Source organism: Pigmentiphaga sp. NML080357 (assembly GCF_002188465.1).
Classification (GTDB): Bacteria; Pseudomonadota; Gammaproteobacteria; order Burkholderiales; family Burkholderiaceae_B; genus Pigmentiphaga.
This window is the reverse complement of record NZ_NINW01000028.1, coordinates 122652-149193: the sequence shown is the minus strand read 5'-3', so window position 1 is coordinate 149193 and position 26542 is coordinate 122652. Positions and strand designations below refer to the sequence as shown.

At 65.0% G+C, this 26542-nt stretch carries 21 protein-coding genes; 14 read left to right on the top strand and 7 right to left on the bottom strand.

The annotated features are described in order from the left end of the window. Window positions 1–8 precede the first annotated feature (8 nt). Genes CDO44_RS11665 through CDO44_RS11645 form a run of 5 tightly spaced genes read left to right on the top strand, consistent with a single transcriptional unit; the run spans window position 9 to window position 4774 of the window. Window positions 9–728, top strand: a complete 720-nt coding sequence (locus tag CDO44_RS11665) for a TIGR03759 family integrating conjugative element protein (RefSeq protein ID WP_087780375.1) — start codon at window positions 9–11, stop codon at window positions 726–728. Next, the gene (locus CDO44_RS11660; protein ID WP_013982131.1) at window positions 713–1333 is read left to right on the top strand and encodes a lytic transglycosylase; all 621 of its coding nucleotides are present in this window, start codon (window positions 713–715) and stop codon (window positions 1331–1333) included. Before CDO44_RS11665 ends, CDO44_RS11660 begins: the two co-directional genes overlap by 16 nt. After that, the gene (locus CDO44_RS11655; RefSeq protein WP_003141015.1) at window positions 1330–1863 is read left to right on the top strand and encodes an integrating conjugative element protein; all 534 of its coding nucleotides are present in this window, start codon (window positions 1330–1332) and stop codon (window positions 1861–1863) included. Before CDO44_RS11660 ends, CDO44_RS11655 begins: the two co-directional genes overlap by 4 nt. Before the next feature lie 8 nt (window positions 1864–1871). After that, on the top strand, window positions 1872–4028 hold the full coding sequence (gene traD, locus CDO44_RS11650; RefSeq protein WP_003141010.1) for a type IV conjugative transfer system coupling protein TraD: 2157 nt from the start codon (window positions 1872–1874) through the stop codon (window positions 4026–4028). Beyond that, entirely contained in the window at window positions 4025–4774 is a 750-nt protein-coding gene (locus CDO44_RS11645) for a TIGR03747 family integrating conjugative element membrane protein (protein ID WP_011829970.1), read from the top strand. The genes traD and CDO44_RS11645 overlap by 4 nt, the downstream gene beginning before the upstream one ends. Before the next feature lie 45 nt (window positions 4775–4819). On the opposite strand, the gene CDO44_RS11640 is transcribed toward CDO44_RS11645, so the two are convergent. From CDO44_RS11640 to CDO44_RS11610, 7 genes are all read right to left on the bottom strand, one after another. Next, window positions 4820–7447, bottom strand: a complete 2628-nt coding sequence (locus CDO44_RS11640; RefSeq protein ID WP_003141007.1) for an AAA family ATPase — start codon at window positions 7445–7447, stop codon at window positions 4820–4822. Window positions 7448–7557: 110 nt separating this feature from the next. Beyond that, a complete protein-coding gene (locus CDO44_RS11635; protein WP_013982132.1) occupies window positions 7558–10296 on the bottom strand; it encodes a DEAD/DEAH box helicase in 2739 nt (912 codons plus the stop codon). After that, a complete protein-coding gene (locus CDO44_RS11630) occupies window positions 10296–11978 on the bottom strand; it encodes a site-specific DNA-methyltransferase (RefSeq protein ID WP_003141005.1) in 1683 nt (560 codons plus the stop codon). Before CDO44_RS11630 ends, CDO44_RS11635 begins: the two co-directional genes overlap by 1 nt. Window positions 11979–11995: 17 nt before the next feature. Beyond that, the gene (locus CDO44_RS11625; RefSeq protein WP_003141004.1) at window positions 11996–14188 is read right to left on the bottom strand and encodes a S8 family peptidase; all 2193 of its coding nucleotides are present in this window, start codon (window positions 14186–14188) and stop codon (window positions 11996–11998) included. Window positions 14189–14352: 164 nt separating this feature from the next. Then, on the bottom strand, window positions 14353–15339 hold the full coding sequence (locus tag CDO44_RS11620) for an AAA family ATPase (protein ID WP_003141003.1): 987 nt from the start codon (window positions 15337–15339) through the stop codon (window positions 14353–14355). Between the two features lie 80 nt (window positions 15340–15419). Next, window positions 15420–18299, bottom strand: a complete 2880-nt coding sequence (locus CDO44_RS11615) for an SNF2-related protein (protein WP_031641639.1) — start codon at window positions 18297–18299, stop codon at window positions 15420–15422. Between the two features lie 58 nt (window positions 18300–18357). Then, entirely contained in the window at window positions 18358–18558 is a 201-nt protein-coding gene (locus CDO44_RS11610) for a helix-turn-helix domain-containing protein (protein WP_003141001.1), read from the bottom strand. 223 nt (window positions 18559–18781) lie between these two features. Between CDO44_RS11610 and CDO44_RS11605 the strand changes: the two genes are divergently transcribed. From CDO44_RS11605 to CDO44_RS11565, 9 genes are read left to right on the top strand one after another with little or no spacing between them, the layout of a single operon-like run. Then, a complete protein-coding gene (locus tag CDO44_RS11605; RefSeq protein WP_013982136.1) occupies window positions 18782–19153 on the top strand; it encodes an RAQPRD family integrative conjugative element protein in 372 nt (123 codons plus the stop codon). Further along, window positions 19150–19389 (top strand): TIGR03758 family integrating conjugative element protein, encoded by a 240-nt coding sequence (locus tag CDO44_RS11600; protein ID WP_003140997.1) that lies wholly within the window; start codon window positions 19150–19152, stop codon window positions 19387–19389. Before CDO44_RS11605 ends, CDO44_RS11600 begins: the two co-directional genes overlap by 4 nt. Window positions 19390–19411: 22 nt before the next feature. After that, the gene (locus CDO44_RS11595) at window positions 19412–19780 is read left to right on the top strand and encodes a TIGR03745 family integrating conjugative element membrane protein (RefSeq protein ID WP_003140995.1); all 369 of its coding nucleotides are present in this window, start codon (window positions 19412–19414) and stop codon (window positions 19778–19780) included. A 12-nt stretch (window positions 19781–19792) separates the two neighbouring features. Next, window positions 19793–20203, top strand: coding sequence for a TIGR03750 family conjugal transfer protein (locus CDO44_RS11590; RefSeq protein ID WP_003140993.1), 411 nt, complete (start codon window positions 19793–19795; stop codon window positions 20201–20203). Then, on the top strand, window positions 20200–20892 hold the full coding sequence (locus CDO44_RS11585; protein ID WP_003140991.1) for a PFL_4703 family integrating conjugative element protein: 693 nt from the start codon (window positions 20200–20202) through the stop codon (window positions 20890–20892). Before CDO44_RS11590 ends, CDO44_RS11585 begins: the two co-directional genes overlap by 4 nt. Beyond that, window positions 20889–21803, top strand: coding sequence for a TIGR03749 family integrating conjugative element protein (locus CDO44_RS11580; protein ID WP_003140989.1), 915 nt, complete (start codon window positions 20889–20891; stop codon window positions 21801–21803). The genes CDO44_RS11585 and CDO44_RS11580 overlap by 4 nt, the downstream gene beginning before the upstream one ends. Beyond that, window positions 21793–23226, top strand: coding sequence for a TIGR03752 family integrating conjugative element protein (locus CDO44_RS11575; protein ID WP_003140988.1), 1434 nt, complete (start codon window positions 21793–21795; stop codon window positions 23224–23226). The genes CDO44_RS11580 and CDO44_RS11575 overlap by 11 nt, the downstream gene beginning before the upstream one ends. After that, complete coding sequence (locus tag CDO44_RS11570; protein WP_003294221.1) at window positions 23207–23641, top strand: TIGR03751 family conjugal transfer lipoprotein; 435 nt, start codon at window positions 23207–23209, stop codon at window positions 23639–23641. Before CDO44_RS11575 ends, CDO44_RS11570 begins: the two co-directional genes overlap by 20 nt. Continuing rightward, window positions 23641–26529, top strand: a complete 2889-nt coding sequence (locus CDO44_RS11565) for a conjugative transfer ATPase (protein ID WP_003140987.1) — start codon at window positions 23641–23643, stop codon at window positions 26527–26529. Before CDO44_RS11570 ends, CDO44_RS11565 begins: the two co-directional genes overlap by 1 nt. The last annotated feature ends 13 nt before the right edge of the window (window positions 26530–26542 follow it).

Genomic DNA, 26542 nt, shown 5'->3' with positions numbered 1-26542 from the left:
AGGTCGCCATGAACCTGCGGCCGTTGCTCGCTGCCGTCGTCCTGTTCGCCACTTTCGGCGCATCCGCCCAACCGGCCCCGGTGACGAACTCGCGCATGGTGCCCGCTCAAGTGCAGCCGGGCGCTGATGCCGCGCTCGACGAGAGGCAGGCGCGGGAGTGGGGGCTTCGCTCCGAGGAGTGGGCGCGTTACCGGCAACTGATGCAGGGGCCGCTCGGGGTCTATTCGCCCCAGCTCGATCCGCTCACGGCGCTGGGCATCGAGGCCCGCAGCGACGAGGAGCGCAGGCGCTACGCGGAGTTGCAGGTGCAGGCCGAGGCCCAGCGCGTCGGCAAGACGCTGGCCTACCAGCGCGCCTACGACGCGGCGTGGCAGCGCCTGTTTCCCGGCCAGCCGCGCGTGAGCCTGCCCGGCGCCAAGGCGCAGGGTGCCGGCAACACCGGCTCCGGGCGCCTGGCGGTCTTCGTCAAGGCCGACTGCGCACCGTGCGCGCAGCGCGTGCAGCAGTTGCAGGCGGCCGGCACGGCCTTCGATCTCTACATGGTCGGCAGCCGTCAGGACGACGCGCGCATCCGGCAGTGGGCCACCCAGGCGGGCATCGAACCGGCCAGGGTGCGCGCCCGCACCATCACGCTCAACCACGATGCGGGACGCTGGCTGTCGCTCGGCCTGCCCGGCGATCTGCCGGCCGTGGTGCGCGAGGTGAACGGCCAATGGCAGCGGCAATAGGTGCTCCGGGCCGGGAGCACCGGCCGTCCCGCGTCGCCATCCGCTGCACCAGCGCCGCGCTGCTGCTCACCACCGTCGGCTGGGCGCTGGCCGCCCTGGCGCGGGAAGTGCCGCCGCCGGCCTATCAACTGGCGGCGCATCGTGCAGACGTGCCGGCGGCCGTGCTGTACGCGGTGGCCTTGCAGGAGAGCGGCGCCATGCTGCGCGGGCGCCTGATCCCCTGGCCGTGGACGCTCAACGTCGCCGGCTCGCCACAGCGCTACGCCACCCGCGTCGAGGCCTGCGCGGGGCTGCACCGTGCGCTCGCCCACACGCCGGCCAATCGCATCGACGCCGGCCTCGGCCAGGTCAATCTCGGCTACCACACGCATCGCTACACGCAGCCCTGCGAGCTGCTGGACCCGTACCGCAACCTCGCCATCGCTGCGGAAATCCTGCGCGAACAGCACACGCCGGGCGAGGACTGGCTGCTTGCCATCGGCCGCTACCACCGGCCCGCCGGCGGGGCACCCGCGGCGCGATACCGGCGCAGTGTGCATCGGCACCTGACCCGCGTACTCGACCCCGGCGTTCCCGTTCCAACTCTCCAGGCCACCACGCCATGAACCACACCGTCCTCATCGCCGCCATCGGGCTGCTGTCCACGACCACCATCTTCGCCCAGACCGTCTCCGGGCCGCTGATCGTCGTCGAAGACCGCGGCGGCGACTCCGCGCTGCCGTACTACCAGTCGCTGAATCCTCAGCCGGATCAGGCCACGCCGCCGGCCCCGATGCCGACCCCTCGCGCGGGCAACACGGCCGACGCCGAAGCCGCCATGCTGCCGGTGCGCTCGACGCAACTGTCGCCGGGCGAGGTGCAGCGCCGCGTCATCCGGGCGCCGGGCCTGACGGCGCTGTTCCTGATCGGCGACGACGAGCGTTCGCGCGCCTGGCTGCGGCAGCGGCAGGCGGCGCTGCGAGAGCTGCAGGCCGTGGGCCTGGTGGTCAACGTGGAGTCGATGGCTGCGCTGACGGCGCTGCGCAGGCTGGCGCCCGGCCTGATCCTGTCGCCGGCCTCCGGCGATGATCTGGCCCAGCGCCTGGGCCTGCGCCACTACCCGGTGCTCATCACGGCCACCGGTGTCGAGCAGTAGGTGCGCAAATGGCCCAACCGCATGCGGTCGAGGTCTTGCTGCGGCCAGCGGTGGAGCTTTATACCGTGGCGGTCTGCACCGGCGCCGCGATTCTGTGCCTGGTGGCACCGTGGTCGCTCGCGCTGAACCCGCTGCTCGGCCTGGGCTCGGCGCTGGCCTTCCTGACCTTCGGCGCGATTCGCCTGCGCGATGCCTGGGCGATCCTGCGCTATCGCCGCAACATCCGCCGCCTGCCGCGCTACGTGATGACCAGCCGCGACGTGCCGGTGAGTCAGCAACGGCTGTTCGTCGGCCAGGGCTTTCGCTGGGAACAGCGGCACACGCACCGGCTGATGCAGACCTATCGGCCGGAGTTCCGCCGCTACGTCGAGCCGACGGCGATCTACCGGGCCGCCCGGCGGCTGGAGGAGCGGCTTGAGTTCGCGCCGTTTCCCGTCTCGACGCTGGCGCGCGCGTTGGCCTGGGACAGCCCGCTCAACCCGGCGCGACCACTGCCGTCGGTCGGCGGACTGCCACGCCTGCATGGCATCGAACCTGCCGAGGTCGACGTCACCCTGCCGCTGGGCGAGCGCGTCGGCCACACCCTGGTGCTGGGCACCACGCGCGTGGGCAAGACGCGGCTGGCCGAGCTGTTCATCACCCAGGACATCCGCCGCAAGGTCCGCGGCGAGCACGAGGTGGTGATCGTCTTCGACCCCAAGGGCGATGCGGACCTGTTGAAGCGCATGTACGTCGAGGCCAAGCGCGCCGGGCGCGAAGGCGAGTTCTACGTCTTCCATCTGGGCTGGCCGGACATCTCGGCGCGCTACAACGCCGTGGGCCGGTTCGGGCGGATCTCCGAGGTGGCCACGCGGATCGCCGGGCAGCTCTCCGGCGAAGGCAACAGCGCCGCGTTCCGCGAATTCGCCTGGCGCTTCGTCAACATCATCGCGCGCGCCCTGGTCGAGCTGGGGCAGCGGCCGGACTACCTGCTGATCCAGCGCCACGTCATCAACATCGACGCGCTGTTCATCGAGTACGCCCAGCACTACTTCGCCAAGAACGAGCCGAAGGCCTGGGAGGTCATCGTCCAGCTCGAAGCGAAGCTGAACGAGAAGAACATCCCGCGCAACATGATCGGGCGCGAGAAGCGCGTGGTGGCCCTCGAACAGTACCTGTCCCAAGTGCGCATCTATGACCCGGTGCTCGACGGCCTGCGCAGCGCCGTGCGCTACGACCGGACCTACTTCGACAAGATCGTCGCTTCGCTGCTGCCGCTGCTGGAGAAGCTCACCACCGGCAAGATCGCGCAACTGCTCGCACCGAACTATTCCGACCTGTCCGACCCGCGGCCGATCTTCGACTGGATGCAGGTCATCCGCAAACGCGCGGTGGTCTACGTGGGGCTGGATGCGCTGTCCGACGCCGAAGTCGCGGCGGCGGTGGGCAACTCGATGTTCAGCGATCTGGTCTCGGTCGCCGGCCACATCTACAAGTTCGGCGTCGACGACGGGCTGCCCGGCGCCGCGGCGGGCGCCAAGATTCCGATCAACGTCCACGCCGACGAATTCAACGAACTCATGGGCGACGAGTTCATTCCGATGGTCAACAAGGGCGGCGGTGCCGGCGTGCAGGTGACGGCCTACACGCAGACCTTGAGCGACATCGAGGCCCGCATCGGCAATCGTGCCAAGGCCGGCCAGGTGGTCGGCAACTTCAACAACCTGTTCATGCTGCGCGTGCGCGAGACCGCCACCGCCGAGCTGCTGACGCGACAACTGCCCAAGGTCGAGGTGTACGCCACGGCGCTGATGAGCGGCGCCACCGACAGCTCCGATCCGCACGGCAATACCGCGTTCACGTCCAACACCCAGGACCGCATCAGCAGCAACAGCGTGCCGTTGATCGAGCCGGCGCATGTGGTGGCGCTGCCCAAGGGGCAGTGCTTCGCGCTGACCGAGGGCGGCAACCTCTGGAAAGTCCGCATGCCGCTGCCTGCGCCCGACCCCGACGAAGCCATGCCGAAGGATCTGCAGGAGCTGGCCGGCTACATGCGGCAGCACTACGTCGAGGCAGGAGACTGGTGGGAGAACCAAGGCATCCCCGGCCTGCAGGACAAGGCGCTGCCCGACGACCTGCTGGACGACTTCAAGCAGATGGCCGCGGCTGAAGAGGCCGAAGCATGAGCGATCCGGCCGTCGCGGCACAGCGCCAGCAGCAACGACAGCAAGGCCTGATCGCCAGCCTGGTCACGCTGCCGTTCCGCTTCTTCGGCGTGCTGTGCGGCGCGCTGCTGCTGTGCATCCTGATCGAATGCGTCGGCATGCACTTCTTCTGGCCCGAGCAGGGCTGGCGCCACGCGCAGGGCATGCTGCACTACGAGCTGGATCAGCTTTCCACGCATTTCACCCGCAGCGCGCTGGTGCAGGAGCCGGGGCGCACCGCGCACCGGCTGGTCGAGCAGGGCTACGACTGGCTGTTCGTGAAAAGCGGTCTGCTGGACTGGATACGCGACGCCTCGGCGCAGGCCAGCGCCGGCAGCCATCGTCCGACCAAGGATTTCCGCTACTACATCGGCTTGGTCTATGTGAACGTGGAGAGCTACCTGATCGCGGCGGCCTATACGACGCTGGTCTTCCTCGTGCGGCTGCTGGTGCTGTGCCTGACCCTGCCGCTGTTCCTGATGGCCGCCTTCGTCGGGCTGGTCGACGGCCTGGTGCGCCGGGACATCCGCCGCTTCGGCGCGGGACGCGAGTCGGGGTTCATCTATCACCGCGCCAGGGCCAGCCTGATCCCGCTGGCCGTGCTGCCGTGGGTGACTTACCTGGCACTGCCGGTCAGCGTGAACCCGCTGCTGATCCTGCTGCCCAGTGCCGCATTGCTCGGCGTGGCGGTGTGCATTGCGGCGGCGACGTTCAAGAAGTATCTGTAGCTGCCCTGCGCCAGGTCAGGTGAACGAAGCCATAGCAAATACGTTTCAAGCAATCTTCTTTTGCCTGTCTCGCAGAGACGCGGCCCAGTCCTTCAAAGCCTGAATGTCCTGAAAGAGATCAGTAGGTGGTGGCGGCGCGGCATTCCTACCGCTGGATGGATCGTGTGCGTCAACAATGTCGCAGCACTTCTTGAATCCGGCGGCGAAAGCATCGCAGTCAGCCTCGGTGAGCGCACTGACCTTCTTCAGGTCCTTGGCGTTGATGTAGTCCCTGTGGCGTTGAATAACGCGGACGAAAGCGATGTCCTCCAGGCCGCGCTCCCATGTGGCGCGCAGCGCGTTGTAGAGCTTTGCCACCTCAACGGCGTACTCGTCTTCCTGGTTGTTGTCATGCAGCAGCTTTGCCGCACGTGCCGCCTTCTCCAGCTTGTCGATGCGATCTTCGACGCTCTGGGCCTTCCAGGGCAGGCCGTCGGCCACCATACCGGCTCCCGCGGCGCCACGACTGAGCGTCGTGAGTCGCACTGCCCGCCCGGTCTTCGTCGCGTGGTCATTCAGATCGTTCACGAACACCAAATCATGCGTGAAGACGATGACCTGACGGTTTTCCGCTTCTTCCACGAGACGCTTGGCCACCTGCCCACGCCAGCGATGGTCCAACGAGGACACCGGGTCATCGAAGACCAGAGCAGAGCGGTGCATCGCGGTGGCAAGCTCGGTCATGAAGGCGGCCAGCGCCACGCAGGTCTTTTCCCCTTCGCTCAGGATTTCGTGGACCTTGGCATCCGGCTTGGCGAAGAGGCGCACCTGATACTGCGGTGAGCCGTACTTGCCGCCGGAGCGCACGATTTCGACGCGAACCTTCGACGCCGCAAGCCTGACAATCTCTTCCTGAAATCTGTCGCGCAGCCGAGGCGTAATCACGGTGTCGGCAATGTCATTGCCCATCTTGGTGATTGTGTTCGTCGCCGTGTCGCCCGCACACTCGGTCAGAAACCGGATGGTCTTCAGCCGCTGGATTTCGTCAGTGACGACCGGCAGCATGCCGGCGAGCAGCGCCCGGTCGCTCAGCTCGGCGAAATCGGCTTCGAGCTTCTTACGTTCATCCGCGTCAGCGGACTTGCGCAGCTCGGCGGCGTAGTTGCGGATCGTGGTCTGAAGCAGGCTGAGATCAGGCAGCGGCGACGGTGGAACGGACGGAAGCTGTACCTCGCCGTTTCCGCCCAGGGCTTTGAGCAGCACGTGGCGCCGCAGCCGGGCTGCGGCGATGAAGCGGCGCGTCTGCTGCTGCAGCACTTCATTCTGGAGGCCCAGCTCGTCAAGACTGGCCTTCACCGCCCGCGTGCCGATTGCCCCGCCAGCTATGGTCTGACGTGCGGCCTGAGCTGCCTTCTCTGCCTCGCGTGCCAGCTGTTCCGTGTCCTTCTGGATGAAATCCTCGAAGCGTGCCATCCGTGCACGTGCCTCAGCTTCCAATGGCTGCTGGCAAAGCATGCAATGCGCGTCTTCTGCCGACGGCGGAAACGGCTGTCCAGGGTATGCGATCTCCGTCGAGTAGCGTCGGGCGGATTCCCAAAGTGCCCGCCACGTCTCGCCGCCGACGCCGGCAAGGGGTTCGCCCGTGAAGGCCTTCTCCGCGGCAAGACGTGCAGCGTCCCGTTTCGACCGTGCGTCCCTGGCGAGGGCAGCGGCCGCCAGCAGTTCCTCATCGGTGGTTCTGGCTGCAACGCTGTTTACCGCGGTAATCAGCCGCATGACGTTGTCGGCTTTGACGGTCTGTTCCGCCGCTGCCTTGGCCGGATTCTTCGACAGGTCTTCACGCAGACGCTCAAGACGGGCGCTTTCGTCTGCCGAAAGCGCCGCCAGCGCTTCGATCTTCTTTGCGTCTGTGTTGGCATTCAGCGCGGCAAGCGCCTTCCCCACGGCCGTGGTGGCCTTCCAGGTCGGCGCCGCAAAGATCGGATTGCGGGCCTTCTCAAGCTGCTTCTGCTCAGCTGCGAGGGCGTCCTTCACCGCCTGGCAGGCTGCAGCAAGCTCATCCGGTACGTCCAGGCCAAAGGGCCGGAATGCAACTTCGTTCTTCTCGCGGATATGCACTGAGGCGCAGTCGCTATCGAACACGCTCACCGCTGACAGCGTTGCATGCGGATTTGCGCCGTTCTGCCACTGTTCGACCGGCTGCGGCACACCGCCGACCCCGTACGCGATGTTCGCGCCGACGCGCTTAGGGGGCTGATCGGCATACACATTGGGTTCAATCTTTCCGGCATGCCTTGCACGACATGCGCGCTTCAGGATTCTTGCGTAGCCGGACTTGCCCGCACCGTTGTCGCCGTAGATGATCGTGATTCCATTCGGCTCGAAGCCGAGGGTTTGACCGGCGGCAAGGTTGTTCACGCCGGTCACGTCGGCGATCGACAGAAGCGATACCGCCGCGGTCTGACCGGGGTTGGCCGGAAGGTGGGCCTTCTCCAGCGGTACCGCTTTCAGCGCGCCTACGGGGGCACCTTTGCCCTGTTTGCAAAGGTCCACGAGTTCGCCGATATCGGCGTCCGTCAGACGGCCGTTTGCGATGATGCGGCGCAGGGCGTCACGCTGCCAGAGTGGACGATCCTTTGACCAGTCCAGAATCGTTTCCAGGACGGTCTTCTGCTGTGCGGCGGGCTTCTGCATTTCTTGTTCCTCTTCCCTGCCGATTCATCATGCCCATGAAGCGGCGATTTCCCGCCGCCTGGGTGCCTTGCCGGAATCGCTCTTGCTCACCGTAATCGATCGATGGCAACTCAATTAGCCTTGACCTCAAAGCGCAGGTAATCCGCGAGCTGTTTCGACTCGCTGACTTCGTCATGGGGCACCAGCAGGTACTTCCAGGGCTTGGTGCCTACGTTCGCCGCATGATCGGATGCGTGCTTGCACCACCGCAGGGCGGCAGCGGCCTTGGCCTGAACCTCCTGGGTGTTGATGTCGGCGCGTGCCTTGGTCTCCACCATGAAGATGGTCGCGTCCGTCTCGGCCACGAAGTCGGGGATGTACTCCGGCTGCTCGGTGCCGAGCTTGTAGTAGATCTGGAACTGCCCCTTCGCGGGCTTGAACCACTTCAAGGCGTCGCGCTCCAGAATGATGGCGAAGCGCCGCTCGGTATCCGAGTCGAACTTCTGCAGCGGGTACAGACAACGCGCGAAGCCACCGAAGAGCATTTGCTTGATGCGACTGGTCTCGGTCACGGTCTCCCGGAAGTGGTGGGCCGTCTGGCCTGCCGTGGCGGTGTAGTTGCACGGCTTGAGTTCGGTGAAGCCGCGACTGACTTGCACCTCGTACTCGGTCGCCTCCTCCCAGAAGTGGGTCATCATCTGCGCGTGGATTTCCCGTGCGATCAGGCGGCGGTCACGATCGAGGACGCTGATGGCCTCGTCCTCGGACAGATAGCCGCGCAGGTGTTGCACCATCTGGCCCGCGAGGTCGTAGAGCAGATCGGCGTGGGTGAAGTAGTCGATGTCGTCGAAGTCCACCAGCGCGTGGACGATGTAGTCCTCCGGGCGCTGCTCCTTGAGCCCGACCTCGGCGGCCAAGGTGAACTGCTCGTTGGTGCGCAGCATCTGCCCGACGATCTCACGCTGGCCCGGCTGGAGATGGAGCTGGCTCACATCCAGCTTGAAGGCGTGGAAGCCGGTCGTGACCTCGCCAGTCGGCACCACTGCGATGCGCGGGATGTCGATGGTCTGCTGCACCACGATCTCGGTGGTCTTCGCCACCACGGCGGACAAGTCAAGTGCGGGAACTGATTCATCCACGCCCGCCAGCAATTCGCCTTGCAACGGCTTCAACCGCTCCGCCACCTCCGCGAGGATTTCCTTCTGCACTTCGGGTTTCAGCAGCGCGCTGCTGGTGGGCACCAGATCGCGCCTGACCTCGTACTTGCCGATCACGTCCATGACCACGCGCGCAGCCTGCTTCTCTGCCTCCGTGGTGAACACCGGTTTGGGCACCGGGACTTCCGCTCCACTGTCAGTGGCTGAAGCCCCTGTGACCACGACCGGTGCTTCCGTCAAACCGAGACGCGCCGCTGCCCCGGACTCGACCTGCACGCTGACCTTCTTGTCGTCGGCGCTCGGCGCATCGAGGATGACCTGCTTCAGGCGGATGGGCGAGTCGCCGCGGTTGGCCTCGTCGATGATTTCCTGGAACTTGTCGTGCGCGACGATGTTCAAGCGATCCACGGACGCGACGCCCGTGCGCTTGCCGTAGGGCAGACGCAGGCCGCGCCCGATGGACTGTTCGATCAACGTGCGGGCATTGGCGGCGCGCAGCGGTACGATGGTATAGAGGTTGGTCACGTCCCAGCCTTCCTTGAGCATGTTGACGTGAATCACGATCTCGGTCGGCTCGTCCACGCTCTCCACGGCTAGCAGGCGCGTGATCATCTCCTCTTCCTCCGCGCCGGTACGGCTGGAATCGACCTGAATCACCTTGCCCTGGTAGCGCCCCTCGTAGAAGGCTTCCGACTCCAGAAGCGCCAAGAGCTGCCCCGCGTGCGTGGTATCGCGCGCGATGACGAGCATGAAGGGCTTGACCGGCTTGACGCCGTTCTCGCGGGCGTAGGTGAGCAGCTCGACCTTGGTGGTCTCGTGCAGGCGCACACCGTCTTCCAGTTTGGTCTTCTCGATCTCCTCGGGCGTGTGCGCCTTGGCGTCGAAGTTGCGCTGGGTGACCACGGCCGGCTCCTTGACGAAGCCGTCCTCCATTGCCCGCGCCAGCGGGTAGTCCATCACCACGTTTTTGAACGGCACCGGCCCTCGGCTCGACTCCACGAAGGGCGTCGCCGTCACTTCCAGTCCGAACAGCGGTTTCAGGTCATTGATGGCGCGCACGCCCGCGCTGGCGCGGTAGCGGTGCGATTCGTCCATCAGCAGCACAAGATCGGGCAGGTTCGCCAGGTGGTTGAAGTAGCTGTCGCCCAGCACCTCGCGCATTCGCTTGATGCGAGGCTCCTTGCCGCCGCGCACCTCGGAGTTGATCTTGGAGATATTGAAGATGTTGATGCGCACGTCGTGGGCAAAGCCCATGGACTGATCGTCCACTGCCGCGCCGGTCTGGTCGTAGTTGTCGCCCGTGATGATCAGCGGCGGTTGCTGCGCGAATTCGGCGATCCCCTTGAACACGTACTTAGGCGTATTGGGCGTGAAATCCGTGATCAGCTTGTTGTAGATGGTCAGGTTGGGCGCCAGCACAAAGAAGTTGTTGATGCCGTGCGCCAGATGCAGGTAGGCAATGAACGCGCCCATCAGGCGGGTCTTGCCCACGCCCGTGGCCAGCGCGAAGCACAGCGAGGGAAAGTCACGCTCGAAGTCCTCCAGCGTGGGGAACTCCGCCTTCAGCGTGGAAAGAATGGCTCCCACCTCCCGATCGTGGCTCAACAGCTCGGGCGCGGCCCCAATGGCGTGCGCCAGCCGCTTCAGCGACTCCTCCTGCGGCGGCCGCAGCGACAGGCGGCCGGTCACGGCGTGCAGAACGCGGCTGTTCATCATTCATCCTCCCCAAACAACGCGCCTTGGCTCGCATCCTCAGCCGACGCTTTTCTACTTTTTTTTCTGCTCGTTTCAGCCTGAGCCGAAGGCTCAACGGGATCAGGCTTGGCCATCGGCAGGTTCGCCACGTTCAGGCTGTAGTCGTCACGCCCCCATTCGCAACGGGCCAGCACCATCTTCGGAATCTTCTTCAGCGTCAGGTTCGGCCAGCGCTCCGCCGCCTTGGTCGCGGTAACGCCATGGAAAGCCGCGCAGCACACCAGCAGGCTGCGCTCCGGACCGACTTCATCGGCCAGAGCCTGCAACTGTTCTGCGGAGAGGTTCTGCGTGGTGACGTAAATGAAGTCTCGCTCGCTGGAATGGCCATGCTGCCACCAGTGCATTTCCGACGGCGCGTAGGTAAAGCCCTCCAGCTTGGCCAGCGCCTCGGCCAGCATCGCCGCGTTGTACTCCGGATTGATGACCGGGTTGCCCCAGCGGTCGTTGACGATCAGGCTGGGGGCAAGGCGGTAATAGCGGAAGCCGCCGCCGCCTTGCCAACCCACGCTCTCGGTGATGCCACCCTTGTCCTCGCCGTCAATCACCTTTTTAAGGCGCGGGATGATGTGCGTATGGCAATGCTCGCCCAGCTCCACCATGATCCAGCGACGGCCCATTTTGTGAGCGACAGCGCCGGTGGTGCCGGAACCAGCGAAGGAATCAAGCACAAGATCACCGGGGTTGGTCGCAAGCATTAAGACGCGCTCAAGCAATCGCTCTGGCTTAGGTGTATCAAAGAAATCACCCTCAACGAACGCCCGAACCTCACCATTTGCTTCGCGTGTAGTTCCTACATCTTGAGCAAACCAAATAGTTTCCGGGACGCGACCTTCTTGGTCCGCCAAATAGATCTTCCGGATAATTCGAGTTTCGTCACTGGAAAATTTGATTTTTCCTTCAGCAAGCTCCTTCTCGAAAGTCTCGCGACTAAAACGCCACCCTTTTGGAGGATGCTTAATAACCTTTCCGCTTGGAGTCTTGATGTCATACATCAAGTTGGGTCGGACGAGCGAGTTTCTCACATCTCCCGAACGCCAAGGGCCGCGCGGATCATTGTCGGGATTGGAATAATTGACGTTATGCGCGTCTTCTCGTGGCAAATCCTTCAGCTGAAAATAAGGGGTTCTTTGATAAACAAGGACGTAGTTATGGTGAACAGAAAACTTCCCGCTATACCCCTTAGATTGAACGCTGTGATTCCAAATCGAGCAAGCTAAAAAGTTGGCGCGGCCGAAAATCTCGTCGCACAGAACCTTGAGGTAGTGCGCTTCATTATCGTCAATCGTGATCCACAGTGAACCATCTTCAGATAGCAAGCGCCGAATGATTTCCAGACGATCACGCATCAAACCGAGCCAGATCGAATGCTCCAGGCCGTCGTCGTAATGCTTGAATGCACTGCCAGTGTTGTACGGCGGATCAATAAATACACACTTCACCTTGCCGGAGAATTCCTGTTCCAAGGCCTTCAGCGCCAGCAGGTTGTCACCGAAGATCAGCCGGTTGTCGAAGATGTCGTTGTCCGTCACGCGATGCTTGGCGTGATACGACTTTTCCGGATCTTCCAGCAGGATACGCGGCTCCAGCTTGGGCCGCTTCTCCTTGCCGATCCAGGTGAGTTCGAGTTTTTGTTTGCTCATCAAGAGGTTCCTGTCTTTCAGATTCGGGCACGCGCACGTACTTGGGCGCGGGCTTGCAGCGCCGCCCGTACTTGCGCATAGAGCTGGGCGTTGGCCTGCTCGCGGTCAGCCAGCACCACGGCGATGGCATAGGGTTCCGCCTCGGCTTTGTGCTCGTCTTGCGACCATGCGCTGTCTTGTCGGGTGACCACGACGAACACCTTGTGGCCATTGACCAGCGCCTGCTTGAAGCGCCATCGGGAGACCTGCAAGGTGCCGTTCTTGCGGGCATCGTTGGGTAGCCAGCGGCCGTTGGCACGTTCGCCCATGCCTTCTTCCCGATTGCGGCGGTAGGCTTGGGTGACCTCATCCAGGCTGCCAGCCGTCACCAGGTGGAACCACAGTTTGGCCCTGCGGTAGTCCAGCCGCGTGGTGCGCACGGCAGGGCTGTAGGCGAGCGCGACGGTCACCTCACGGGCGCGGCGGCCACCATCCCAAAAGCTGTCTGGTAAAGGTAATTCGAAGAAGTGGTGCTGGTCGTTGCCGACGCGCTCTTCGGCCAGCAGGGTGACGGTGTGATCAAGCGAGCGGAACAGCGCTGTATCGTCCACGCGCCCATACCCGACGAGGCGCAGGAGTTTGTCGCGGCCTTCGGCATTGTTGCCGGGGTTCAACAGCGCTTCGCAGGCTTGCGGCCAACGGGCATGGGCGCCGATCAGTGCGCGCAGCAGGTTGGGCGAGGCGTCGGGCACTTCGGCCAGTAGCCGCGCGGCTTGGTGGGCGACTTGGGGTGCGGCGTAGCTGGTGCCAATGTCTTCCTTGAACGCCGGGCCCGAAGCAAAGCCGCCGTTGAGCGACACCACGCCCAGACCGGCATGGTCTGTGCCCCCTCCAGTGCGCCGCAAGGCGATGTTGCCGGCATGCGCGACCACGTCGGGCTTGATGGCGCCGCTGGCAGAAGGGCCGCTGCGAGTCAATGGAAACGGCTGCTCCGCCCGTGCCAACACGTGGTCTTCAATCGTGTTGGGATGGCGCTGTGCATTGCGTGTGGCCTCATTCAGGCTCAAGCCGCCAACGGTCAGCGCGTTGAGCGATGTGGCGGGGTCCAGCAGGCGGGCGTGGCCTTCGAACAGGTAGTCCGGGTAACTCGCGCGTGTATCGGCTGGCAACTGGGATGACAACAAATTGCCCGCTGGTACTACAAACAGGACCCCCAGCTCACGCGTCAGCCGATCCAGCGTGTAGGCGAGCCCGCGCACATGACGGCCATCGTAGACCTTGTTCAGGTCGCCATAGCTTAGGTTGAAGACCCGGCAGCCGTATTGCGCATGCAGTTCGCGCACGGCTTCCTCGACCGCCTTTTCGACGAACTCAGTTTGGTCTTGTCCGTCGTCTTCGAACACTTTGCCGGAGAACAGGCGAAGCTGCGGGACGAACTGCCCTTGCTGAATAGCGCTATGGACATCGCCGTACAACGCAAGCCCGCCGACGAAGGTGCCGTGCCAGTGGGGATCGGTGTCATCCGCACTGCGATGCGGTGCGAGGTAGCCCTGCGCGTCGCCGACCGCTGCACCGAGCAACGAATGTCCGCGCGTCAAGCCTGAATCCAGCACGGCAATGGACGGAGCATCGTCAGAAGGGGGATCGATCGGAGGAAATTGGTTGATGTCGGTATGAAGCAGTTGTACGGCCACACCCAAGCGGGGCGGCAGGTCGGCAGTGCGCACATCGCGATGGTGCAAGATCTGCTCGGCCTGCGCACCGTTGCAGCGCACACGGACCATGACGAGCGAGGGTTGCTGGATGTCGTCCAGCCGCTCAATGCCTTGTGCATGCAACCAGTCGAGAAAGGCACGCACCATTTGCTGGCGCTTGTCCTGTCGCTCCTGGGGCCATAGTTCGACATCGAGCATGAAGGTTGGCGCGGCTGGAAATCCTTGCTCAAGCAAGGCCGCGCCGGTACGGTCCTGGGGTGTCCAGTGGTCGAAGTCTTCGATGACGTAGAACAGTTCCTTGCGTGTAACAACGCCATCACGTGCAAGGGTGGCCAGGCGGCTCTCGAACTCGCTCAAGCCGTCATCAGTGGCGAATGCCAGCACGATGGATTCATCTTCCTGGCTGACAATCTCCACGCCAGGAATGGCATCGAAGGCGGGCACGCTCTTGTCGCCCGCGCGCAGCCGAATCTTGAGCAGCTTACGGTCGTCGAACCCGCCGACGTCCTCTGCCATCGCACGTTGCCGCGCTTGGTCGAGCCGCCCGGCTAACGCGGCACCATGCGCTCTCGGATCGGCAGGAGGGCGAATTCCCGGATGACGCCTCGGATGGCGCTCCGTTGAGGGCGCTTCTCGCTCCAAGCGCAAGTGTTCATAGGCCATGCCTCCCCCTCCATCCCTTAACTCTTATGACGATACTCACGGGCAAGCGCGGTATCGAGGTGGCTTTTCTCCAGGAACTCCCGGCCGGACAGGATCATTTCCTTGACGGAGCGCCGAAGAACCCGCTCGATGTCGGCGTGCGACATGCCCTTAAACACGGATGCCACCTGGCCATCGTCAGGCTCGAAATTGCGGCGGACACCGGAGAGTTTCAGAGCTAACAAGCGTTTGATCTGCTCCAGATTCGGCATCTCGAAGCGCACAACCTCATCGAAGCGTCGCCAAACCGCCTTGTCCAATAAGGTTTCGTAGTTGGTGGTGGCGATCAGGATGCTCTCGCCTCGATAACCGTCCATCATCTGCAAGACGGCATTTACGGAGCGTTTGAGCTCACCATGATCGGCGCTGTCGCCACGATCCTTGGTCAGGGCGTCGAATTCATCGAACAATGCGACCACGGGATGCGTTGCGACGTAATCGAACACTTTGCGCAAATTGGCGGCCGTCTCTCCCAGAAACGACGAGATGACCGAGTCCAGCCGAACGAGGATGAGCGGCATGGACAGGGAATGCGCGATGACTTCGGCGGCCAGCGTCTTGCCGCAGCCGGGAGGCCCGCAAAACAACAGCTTCTGCGCGGGTTGCAGGCCATAGGATCGAAGCACGTCCGTCCGGTTGTGCTCCATCAGGATTTCATCGAGTGCCGACTGCGAAGCATCCGAGAGAATGATGTCTTTCTCCTCTCGAATCACGGCACGCTCTTCTAGTAGCGCAAGGCCGTTGTCTTTATTTGTCGGCACGCTGGGCAAACTTTGCAGCTTCCGCGCACTCTTCCCGACCGTTGCCTGATCGCCGTAAAGTAAACGCTCAAGGTCATTTGCGAGCAGATGATGGTTCTTCTCGCGCTCCTCTTTGATCACTGCCTCGGACGCCGCGCGAAAGCCCGAAGCATCGCCTTGCGTTCCCGATTTGATGAGTTGCCGCAGTAATTTTCCGCTAGCCATATCTCGCTCTCCTCAATTCTTGGCACGCTTCAACCGCGGCCTGGTCATGCGCAGGTCTAACGGTGCTACTTGATTAGTCATTACACCAGCTCCCACTCGACAGTGAACAGCGTGCGCTCCTCGACCTGCTGTTGGAGTTGCACTTCAAGCTGGCTGATCAAGTCATTGCGCTGCGCTTCGACTTCGTCCTGCCGGGCAAACAACTCGCGGCGCAGCTTGCTGCGCTTGCTCTCCAGTTCGCGCTGCTTCTTCTGCCATGACAGCTTTTCTTCCAGCGTCGGCGAGGTCGCGGCGGTTCGGCGCACCTCCTTGATCTCGCGGTCGATCTCCTTGATCTCCTGCTCCAGACCGAGCTTCAGGTCGTCCGCCCAGGCATCCAGCTTCTGGACTTCCTGCTCGAAGTAGCCGAGGTTGCGCTCGTTGACGTCGCGCAGGAGTGCGGTCTTGCGGGCTTCCACGTCGGCCAGCAGGGTGGCGTCAGGAGCGTTGAACAGACTGGCCGCCTGCGTGGTCGCGGGCAGGCGCAGCAGCTTTTCCGGGTCTTCTTCCGCGAGCACGACGCCGTCGGTCGTGCCCGCGGCAACCAGCAGATGTTGCTCCTGGTTGCCGAGTGTCTCGACCGAGATCAGCTTCACGGTGAGCCATCCGGCTTTGCCGCGATAGGTTTCGAGGGTGCTGATCTTTGAACCGTAGGCGTTGTAGTCGAAGACGAGACGAGCCCCGTCGAGTGCCCGAGCCTTGGCCTGCTCGATGCCCCATCGCGCCAGCGGATGATTGATGCGGTATAGATGCGCGTCGCCGGAGCGGCGGGGCAATTCGTAGCGCCCCAGCTCGATGCCCGCGAGGCCGCTGTGCTCGATTCCAGTCGGTATGTGGCGAAGATCGAAGCCGTCGTCATCGAACGCGGCGCAATGGACCAGTTCGGCGCGGGTCAAGTCCATCAGCATCCGCTCGAAGCGATTGCGCGCGTTGCGGCTGTCGTCGGCCCGCATGCGCAGCTTCTCTTGCACTTCCTCATCAAAGTTCTCAAGCAATACCTGGCGCGTCTTGACCATCGCCTCGTTGATCTCGCCGGAGAGGTCGAGCTGGAGTTGCTCGAAGCTGGACTTGATTTCCTCGGGCTCTCGGCAGTTCTGGTAGATCTCGGCAATACGCCGCTCGAAATCGACGCCCGAACCGATGGCGCCCAGCACTTCGTCGCTGGCCCCGAATACGCCCTCGAAGAGTTGAAACTTCTGCGACAGCAGTTCGTACACCCGTGCATCGGCTTCATTGCTGCGGTCGACGAAGTTGACCACCACCACGTCGTGCTTCTGACCGTAGCGGTGGCAGCGCCCGATGCGCTGCTCAATGCGCTGCGGGTTCCACGGCAGGTCGTAGTTGATGACGAGCGAGCAGAACTGGAGGTTGATGCCTTCGGCTCCGGCCTCGGTGGCAATCATGACCTTGCCACGCTCCTTGAAGTGCTCGACCAGTGCCGCACGGGTGTCGGCGGTCTTGGAGCCGGTGATGCGGTCGGTGCCTTCGTGGCGCTTCAGCCAGTCCTTGTAGATCGCCTGCGCACGCTGGTCGCTATTGGTGCCGTTGAAGAGCACGATGCCGTCGCCGTATGGCGTGTCGGCCAGCAAGTTGAGGAGGTATTCCTGCGTGCGCTTGGACTCGGTGAAGATGATGGCCTTCCTGGGCGCGCCTAGCCGATCCAGTTCGGCGAAGGCTCGATCCAGCGCGGTGAACAGTGCCTTGCCCTTCGCGTTGTCCCGGATGTTGGTTGCCAGCGTTTTGAAGTGGCGAAGCTCGTCGATCTCCTCCGCGATGGCATCGCGTTCCAAGCGGCTCGGTGCTGCGACGTCTGAGCCTTGGTCGTTCCACTCATCGGCGGTTTCGTCGAGCGACTCGTAGTCCTCATCGAGTTCCTCGGCCAGATCGGGAACCTCGGTGGTTTTGTCGAGCACACCCTGGAGGCGCTTGGCCATTGTCTCCAGCGCACCCGCAATCGCGTGCGTGCTGGAGGCAAGCAGCTTCCACAGCACGAGTGAAATCAGTTGGCGCTGCCCCTCGGGCAGGGCCTTGAGGTTGGGGCGGCGCAGGTAATCGGCGACGAGCCTGGAAAGTTCCTGCTCTTCGCTCGACGGCGTGAACTCCTCGACGATGGCCTTGCGCGCTGTGTACGACACGTAGGGCTGAACCTGTTTGCGCAGGGTGCGCTTGCAGATGGGGGCCAGCCGGTCACGCAGGCTGCTGAAGGATTGCTCTCTGCCAGTGAATTGCGAGCGGAAGCTATCAAGGTCTCCGAACACGCGGTCATCGATGAAGCTGACCAGCCCATAGAGTTCGAGCAGCGAGTTCTGCAACGGCGTCGCGGTCAGAAGCACCTTGGAGTGAACGCGCGACAACGCCTCCTTGAGGGTCTTGGCGATGACGTTGCTGGTTTTGTAGACGTTGCGCAGGCGATGCGCTTCGTCGAGGACGACCAAGTCCCAATCGATGCCCTTGACATCGTCAGCCTTGGCCTTCGCGAACTGGTAGGAACAGATGATCGGACCGGAGGCGAACAGGAACGGGTTCCGCTGCTCCTGTTTGCGGATCGCGTTGTAGCTTTTGGCTTCGAGGATCAGCCCTTGCAGGCCGAACTTGTCCTGCAGCTCTTGGTGCCATTGCTTGCGCAGGTTCGCTGGAACGATGATGAGCACCTTCCGCCGCCGTTCCGCCCAGCGTTGGGAGATGACCAAGCCGGCTTCGATGGTCTTGCCTAGACCAACCTCGTCGGCGAGGATCACGCCGCGTGAGAGGGGGTTGCGGCAAGCGAAGAGCGCGGCCTCGACCTGATGGGGATTCAGATCGACCTGCGAATCGACCAAAGTCGAAGCCAGCGACTCCACGGAGTCGCCTGCTGCACGCCTGGTCAGCAGCCAAGCAAAGTACTGGCTCTGGTGCGGCGTCAGAAGCTGCTGTGTCGTCAACGGCGATCCTCCCCTTGTTCTTCCCCGAGCGTGATTCGGCGGCTGGCATGGTCCGCGCTCACTCGGCCTCCGGCTTCTTCTTGTTGATGCTTTCGGCGATCCACCGATCCAGCTCCGAGCGGCGAAAGCGCCAGGTTCCCCCAAGCTTGAACGCTGGAATCTCTCCTTTCTGGGCAAGGCGATAGACCGTCCGTTTGCCGGCTTTGAGGTAGGCCGCGACTTCCTCCAGCGTGAGGATCTCGCTCTCGACTTCACTCATCTGAAAACCATCTGGTTTGGTCTTTCGTGACTTTGGATTGCCAAGTTTGCTCAATTCTACCAAAGGGTGGTAGGCGCTAGCCAACAAGAAATCCACCAGGCATTGCGCGAATGTCGGCCAGCGCGACCAACAAATCCGGTCATGCCGTAGTTCCCATTCCCTGCGGCGCGAAGCGAGGGCGCGCCACAGCATCTGGCCATCCGCTTCAACGGGGAATGGCACGATGGGACAGACCAACCGCCGCACATCCGCATGGCCTGCGCTTGCCGTGGTGTTGGCTGTGTCGTTCTCGGCGCTGCAGCCTGCCGCCGCTGCCGACAGCCTCGCCTCGGAGCGTGAGCAGCTCGCCGCGCTTGCCCGCCAACTCGACCTGATCGACCGCCTCGCCGAGCACGCCGCCAATACCGCTCCGCAGGAGCGCGCCCGCTACCACTTCGACTACGCCCAACTGCGTGCCGACCTGAAGCGCGTTCGCGCCGGCCTGGAGGACTACCTCGTGCCCCAGCGCGCCCAGCCGCGCGATCCCGTCCCGCTGGCCGGCGATTACGTCCGCCGTGACCGCGCCGACGACGACGACGAGGAGCCATCGCCATGACGCCCTCTGCCGATCAGGTCGCCGCCTTCCAGGCCAACGGCGGCTTCGCGCCTTCGGCCGTCTCTGCCGTGGTGCTCGCTTTCGTGTTCGCCGTGTTGCTGCTGTGGGGCGTGTGGGCCATGCGCACCGCCTACGTCGGCTGGGCCGAGCACCGCATCACCGAGCGTCAGTTTCTCGCCGTCGTCGTGCGCTTCGTGGCGATGTACCTGGTACTGACCTTCTTCCTCCTCTCCTGACCGTCACGAAAGGCCAAACGCCATGAACACGTCATCGACATCCCATCGCATTCCGTCCCGCATCGCCGCACCGCTGCTGCCGCTGGCGCTCGCGGGCCTGCCGCTGTCGGCCTTCGCGCAGGGCCTGCCGACCATGGAGGACCCTTCGCGCGGCCAGGGCAGCGGCATCCTGCAGACCTTGCAGAACTACGGCTACGACATCGTGCTGCTGATCGCGCTGCTGGTGGTCGCCTCGATGTTCGTCGGTGTCTGCTATCACGCCTACACGCGCTACTCGGAGATCCACACCGGCCGCGCCACCTGGGGCCAGTTCGGCCTGACGGTCGCCGTGGGCGCGATCCTGCTGGTGGTCGGCATCTGGCTGCTCACCAAGGCCACCGGCGTGCTGTGAGGGCGGCAAGCGATGGCCGTCCCCTCGGAGACCCCGCAAGACACGCTGGTGAGCTTCCTGCCGCACCGGCTGAATCGCCAGCCGGTGGTCGTGCGCGGGCTGACCGCCGACGAGTTGTGGATCTGCGCCGGCCTGTCGGCCGCAGCCGGATTCGCACTCGGCCTGCCGCTGGCCTGGCTCACGCACAGCATCGCCATGGTGCCGACGCTGATCGTCGCCGGCATCGCGCTGGGCGTCTTCGTCGGCGGTGGTTTTCTGCGCGCACAGAAGCGCGGCCGGCCCGACACCTGGCTCTACCGACAGCTCCAGTGGCGGCTGGCATTGCGGCACCCGGCGCTGGCAGCGCTCCTGGGCGGGCAGCGCCTCATCACCCGCTCGGGCTACTGGACGACCCGGCGCAACGCCAATCGAGGTGCGCCATGAGCCGTTTCAGGAACGAGGTTGCGCACCTGCAGGCGCACGTGAAGACGCTGCGTCTGGGGGCCGGCGCGTTGTTCGCGGTGGCGCTGCTGCTCGGCTTCGGCTGGTGGAGTGCGCCGAAGAGTCTGACCATCCATGTGCCGCCGGACTTGCGCTCGGGCAGCACGCGCAAGTGGTGGGACGTGCCGCCCGAGAGCGTGTATGCCTTCTCGTTCTATATCTGGCAGCAGGTACAGCGCTGGCCCACGAACGGCGAAGAAGACTATCCGCGCAACCTGCGCGCGCTGTCGGCCTACCTCACGCCGAGCTGCCGGGCCTTCCTGCAACAGGACTACGAGTACCGGCGTGCCAGTGGCGAGCTGCGTCAGCGCGTGCGCGGCATCTACGAGATTCCCGGCCGCGGCTACGGCGATGATCCGGCCACGCGCGTCAAGGTGGTTTCCGACCGCGATTGGATCGTCACGCTCGACGTGAGCGCGGACGAATACTACGGCTCCGAGCAGGTCAAGCGCGCCCTGGTGCGCTACCCCATCAAGGTCGTCCGGCTGGACATCGACCCCGAGCACAACCCCTTCGGCCTGGCGCTGGACTGCTACGCCAGCGCACCCCAGCGCATCGAACCGTCGCCGACGCCGACCCAGGCCGGCGTGCCCGCCAATGCCTCCGGCCATCTGCAGGGAGACTCCCCATGAAGCCCGTTAACTGGTCGGCCCTGGCCGGCGTCCTGCTGATCCTCGGTTTCGTGCCGGCCAGCCAGGCCGTGGAAATCCTGCGTTGGGAGCGCCTGCCCCTGCCGGTGCCGCTGGTGGTCGGCCAGGAGCGCGTGGTCTTCATCGACCGCAATGTGCGCGTCGGCGTGCCGGCCAGCGTCGGCGACCACCTGCGCGTGCAGAGTGCGGGCGGCGCGATCTACCTGCGGGCGAGCGAGCCGATTCCGCCCACGCGGCTGCAACTGCAGGACGTGGAATCCGGCGCGCTGATCCTGCTCGACATCGCCGCCGAGCCGGCGAAGGACGGCCAGGCGCCGCTGGAGCCGGTGCGCATCGTGGAAGCGGAAGCCCTCGCGAAGCGCTACGGCGGCGGTGCAGCAAGCGGCGCGGACGAGCAGGCCGATGCGCCCGCGGACAAACCCCTTCTCCGGCGCGAAACGCCGGTACCGGTCGTGCTGACGCGCCATGCCGCGCAGAGCCTGTACGCGCCGCTGCGCACCGTCGAGCCTGTCGCCGGCATCGGGCGCGTGAACCTGCGCCGCGGCCTCGCGCTGGACACCTTGCTGCCGACGCTGCCGGTACGCGCGCGAGCACTGGCCGCGTGGCGCCTGGAAGACCAGTGGGTGACGGCCGTGCGACTCACCAACACCTCGGCGCGCTGGCTCGACCTCGACCCGCGCGCCCTGCAGGGGAACTTCGTGGCGGCGACCTTCCAGCATCCGAACCTGGGGCCGGTCGGTACCCCGTCCGACACCACGGTGCTCTACCTGGTCACGCGCGGCCACGGCCTGGCCGAGTCGCTGCTGCCGGCGCTGAGCCCGATCGACGCCACCGCGAACCTGCCGCCGGCCGCCGCGGCCGGCTCGACCGGAGGAGCGCGCGATGAAGAGTAATCCGCTGCTCAAGTGGCTGCTGATCCCGATGGCGCTGCTGCTGGTGTTCGTCGGCATCAAACTGTTCTCCGGCGCGCCCGGCGGCCAGCCCGCCCCCAAGGGCGCGGCCAGTACGCTCACGCCCGAGGAGATGAAAGCCCTGGGCATCGCAGGCGACACGCCGCGCGATACCGTCGCCACGCTGGTGGCCCAGGTGAAGCAGTTGCGCGCCGAGCTGCAGAGCGCGCTCGGCGACAACAAGCAGCACAAGGCCGAGAACGAGCGCCTGCGTGCGCGGGAAAGCGCGATCGACCAACGCATCCAGAGCGCGCTGGAAGGCGAGCGCAACCGCCTGGAGCAGGAGCGCACCCAGGTGGCCAGCGACAGGCAGCAGACCCAGGGGCTGCTGCAGGATCTGCAGCGGCAACTGGACGGCCTTGCCGGCAAGGGTGGCCCGTCCGACCTGCCCGTCGGGCTGGGGCTGGAAGAGGGTGACGGCAAGCGCTTCAACCGCGGCACCAGTGGCACGCAGTGGGTCGAGCCAGACGATGCCAAGGTCGACGCCAAGAACGGCAACAAGGAGCCGAGCTTTCCCCTGAGCTTCGGGCCGGCCCAGAAAAGCCTGTCGGCCGCAGTGGAATCCGTCGCCGACGTTGGCAGCCGCGCGGTGGGCGCATCCACGAAGGCGGTCTACACCGTGCCGTCGAACTCAACGCTCATGGGGTCGGTTGCCATGACGGCGCTGATCGGGCGCGTGCCCATCGATGGAACCGTCAACGACCCGTACCCGTTCAAGGTGCTGATCGGCCCGGACAACCTCACGGCCAACGGCATCGACATCCCCGACGTGGCCGGCGCCGTGGTCAGCGGCACGGCCTCGGGCGACTGGACGCTCTCGTGCGTGCGCGGGCAAATCCGCTCGGTCACGTTCGTGTTCCAGGACGGCACCATCCGCACGGTGCCGGAGGACAGCAGCAAGGGCGGCAGCAGCGACGGCAACGCGGGTCACAACGGCGCCAGCATCCAGGGCGGTCTGGGCTGGATCAGCGACCCCTACGGCATTCCCTGCGTCAGCGGCGAGCGGCGCAGCAACGCCCAGCAGTACCTGGGCAGCCAGGCGCTCATCACCGCGGCCGGCGCGGGCGCCGCTTCGCTCATCAAGTCCGACAACGGCAGCGTGGCCGTGGTCGCCAACAGCAACGGTTCGCTGGGCACCGTCGGCATCAGCGGCGTTGATGCGATGGGCCGCATCCTCGCGGGCGGCGTGCGCGACATGGCCGATTGGGTCAACAAGCTCTACGGCCAGGCCTTCGCGGCGGTCTACGTGCAGCCGGGCGCCAAAGTGGCCGTGCATCTGGAGCAGCCGCTCGACATCGACTACGACGCCAAGGGGCGTCGGGTCCACCACCGCACCGGAGAAGCCCATGCATCGGATCTGGATTGACGCGGCCGCCGTGCTGCTGGCGGCCACCCTGCTCGGCGGCTGCGCTACCAGCAAGGAGAAGCTGCTGCCGCACGGCGACAGCACCATGCTCGACATCTGGCATCAGGAGACCGGCGGCAGCGCGGGCGGCGGCCAGGCCGCCCGGCAACTGCTCGATGCGCGCCAGGGCCTGCGCCGGCCGCTGACCGAGGCCGATGTGCAGGCGGCGCCAGGCATGCAGGCGCGCTACACCCGTACCGCGCAGAACGAGATTCACCGCCAGTTCCACCGCCTGCCGAATCCCGACCTGGTGATGTACGTGTTCCCGCACCTGGCGGGCACCGACCCGGTGCCGGTGCCCGGCTACAGCACGGTGTTCCCGCTCTACCAGCGCGTGCAGTACGCGATGCCGGGCGAGCGCGTGGAGGACTACTGATGGCCTGGTCGCTGCCTTGGTCACGCAAGCCCGACGCATCGCCTGCTGATGCCATGGATGCGGCCGATGATGCCTGGGCACGGCACGTAACGGCGCTGGCGGCACAGGGTGTCGCCGAGCCGGGCAGCGCGTTCGGCCGGGGCCGGCGCCGGCCGGCCACCCAGGCCGACCACGATGCGCTCTATGGCGTTGCGCCGTCGTTCGCTGACTTGCTGCCCTGGGTCGAGTACCTGCCCGGCAGCAAGTGCATGTTGCTGGAAGATGGCCAGTCGGTGGCGGCCTTCTTCGAGCTGGCGCCGGTCGGCACCGAGGGCCGCGAGATGGCCTGGCTATGGCAGGCGCGCGATGCGCTGGAGAACGCCCTGCAGGACTCCTTCGACGAGTTGGACGACAACCCCTGGGTGGTGCAGCTCTACGCCCAGGATGAGGCCGACTGGGACAACTATCTGCGGTCCCTGGCGAACTATCTGCAGCCGCGTGCGCAGGGCAGCGCGTTCAGCGACTTCTACCTGCGCTTCTTCGCCCATCATCTGCGGGCCATCGCCAAGCCGGGTGGCTTGTTCGAGGACACCACGGTGACGCGCCTGCCGTGGCGCGGTCAGGTCCGGCGCGTGCGCATGGTGGTCTACCGCCGCACGTCCGCGGCGCCGACCCCGCGGCGCGGCCAGTCGCCCGAGCAGGCACTGACCACGATCTGCGACCGTCTCGCCGGCGGGCTGGCCAATGCCGGCGTGAAAGCCCGGCGTCTCGGCGCGGCGGACATCCACGCCTGGCTGCTGCGCTGGTTCAACCCGAATCCGACTTTGCTCGGCGCCACTGCCGAAGATCGGGAACGCTTCTACGCGCTGACCCGCTACCCGGAAGAGCGGGAGGAGGGCGAGATCGAACTCGCCAGCGGCACCGACTTCGCGCAGCGCCTGTTCTTCGGCCAGCCACGTTCGGACGTGCCCAACGGCCTGTGGTTCTTCGACGGCATGCCGCATCGGGTGATCGTGATGGATCGCCTGCGCACGCCACCCGTGACGGGCCATCTGACGGGCGAGACGCGCAAGGGCGGCGATGCCATGAACGCGCTGTTCGACCAGATGCCCGAGGACACGGTGATGTGCCTGACGCTGGTCGCCACACCCCAGGACGTGCTGGAGGCGCACCTCAACCACCTCGCCAGGAAGGCCGTCGGCGAGACCCTGGCCTCGGAGCAGACCCGGCAGGACGTGCAGCAGGCGCGCGGCCTGATCGGCAGTGCGCACAAGCTCTACCGCGGCGCGCTGGCGTTCTACCTGCGCGGCCGCGACCTGGCCCAGCTCGATGCGCGCGGCCTGCAGCTCGTCAACGTGATGCTCAACGCCGGCCTGCAGCCGGTGCGCGAGGAAGACGAGGTGGCGCCGCTGAACAGCTATCTGCGCTGGCTGCCGTGCGTGTTCGATCCGGCTGCCGACAAGCGCCAGTGGTACACCCAGCTCATGTTCGCGCAACATGCGGCGAACCTGGCGCCGGTCTGGGGCCGCAGTCAGGGCACGGGGCATCCGGGCATCACGTTCTTCAACCGCGGCGGCGGCCCGATCACCTTCGATCCGTTGAACCGCCTCGACCGGCAGATGAACGCGCATCTATTCCTGTTCGGCCCCACGGGTTCGGGCAAGAGCGCGACGCTCAACAACATCCTGAACCAGGTGACGGCGATCTATCGGCCGCGCTTGTTCATCGTCGAGGCTGGCAACAGCTTCGGCCTGTTCGGCGACTTCGCGGCACGGCTGGGCCTCACCGTGCATCGCGTGAAGCTCGCGCCCGGCGCGGGCGTCAGTCTGGCTCCGTTCGCCGACGCCTGGCGCCTGGTCGATACGCCGAGCCAGGTACAGACGCTGGACGCCGATGCGCTCGACGAAGACCAGACCGATGCCGGCATGGCCGTGGAAGGCGACGAGCAGCGCGACGTGCTCGGGGAGCTGGAGATCACTGCACGGCTGATGATCACCGGCGGCGAGGACAAGGAAGAAGCGCGCATGACGCGCGCCGACCGCAGCCTGATCCGCCAGTGCATTCTCGATGCGGCACAGCACTGCGTAGCGGAGAAGCGCACGGTACTGACCCGCGATGTGCGCGAGGCGCTGCGCGAGCGCGCCCGCGACGCCACGCTGCCGGAGATGCGGCGCGCACGGCTGCTGGAGATGGCCGACGCCATGGACATGTTCTGCCAGGGTGTGGACGGCGAGATGTTCGACCGGTCCGGCACACCGTGGCCCGAGGCGGACATCACCATCGTGGACCTGGCCACCTTCGCGCGCGAGGGCTACAACGCCCAACTCTCGATTGCCTACATCTCGCTCATCAACACCGTCAACAACATCGCCGAGCGCGACCAGTTCCTGGGCCGCCCGATCATCAACGTGACGGACGAAGGCCACATCATCACCAAGAACCCACTGCTCGCGCCCTACGTGGTCAAGATCACCAAGATGTGGCGCAAGCTCGGCGCCTGGTTCTGGCTCGCCACGCAGAACCTGGACGACCTGCCGAAAGCGGCCGAGCCCATGCTCAACATGATCGAGTGGTGGATCTGCCTGTCGATGCCGCCCGATGAAGTCGAGAAGATCGCGCGCTTCCGCGAACTCAACGCTTCGCAGAAGGCGCTGATGCTCTCGGCCCGCAAGGAGGCCGGCAAGTTCAGCGAGGGCGTCATCCTGTCCAAGTCGATGGAAGTGCTGTTTCGCGCCGTGCCGCCCAGCCTCTACCTGGCGATGGCGATGACCGAACCCGAGGAGAAGGCCGAACGCTTCCAGTTGATGCAGCAGCACGGCATCAGCGAGCTGGATGCCGCCTTCCGCGTGGCCGAGAAGATCGACCGCGCGCGGGGCATCGAACCGCTGGCGCTGGACACGTTGGCCTGACGGGAGCGACACG